Below are 635 nucleotides of genomic sequence, written 5' to 3' on the forward strand. Positions count from 1 at the left end.
CCGACGAAGAGACTCCGCGTACCGGCCTGACCATCACCTTCACGCCAGGCACCAACGCTGCTGGCTACTACGCCATCGACGGCAACAACGTTGTGCTGACCAAAGCCGGCGCCGACTTCGTTAACGCTGGTAACCAGCTGCCAAAAATCGACCTGACCGTCACCGATCCAGAAGGCCTGAACTCCACCGGTTCCGACCAGCCTGTCGTCACCCTGCAAAACGATGTGCCGGTGATTGGAGTTGTCGCCAACACCCTGGAAGCAAACTCCGCCGTAGAAGGCACCGTTGCCGGTACTTTCCCCGCGACCGACGAAGAGACGCCGCGTACCGGCCTGACCATCACCTTCACGCCGGGCACCAACGCTGCGGGCTACTACGCCATCGATGGCAACAACGTCGTGCTGACCAAAGAAGGCGCCGACTTCGTTAACGCTGGCAACCAGCTGCCGAAAATCGACCTGACCGTCACCGACCCAGAAGGCCTGAACTCCAACGGTTCCGACCAGCCAGTGGTCAACCTGCACAACGACGTGCCGGTGATTGAAGTTGTCGCCAACACCCTGGAAGAAAACTCCGCCGTAGAAGGCACCGTTGCCGGTACTTTCACCGCGACCGACGAAGAGACGCCGCGTACC

The 635-nt window shown here is 60.6% G+C and carries 1 protein-coding gene; it reads left to right on the top strand.

Annotated features, from left to right (window positions below; translation table 11 throughout):
• The coding region (locus ACLD1Y_RS31605) for a hypothetical protein (protein WP_429481547.1) at window positions 1-635 on the top strand (635 nt) is incomplete at both ends.

Source organism: Pseudomonas sp. 18175, assembly GCF_050432925.1.
GTDB lineage: Bacteria > Pseudomonadota > Gammaproteobacteria > Pseudomonadales > Pseudomonadaceae > Aquipseudomonas.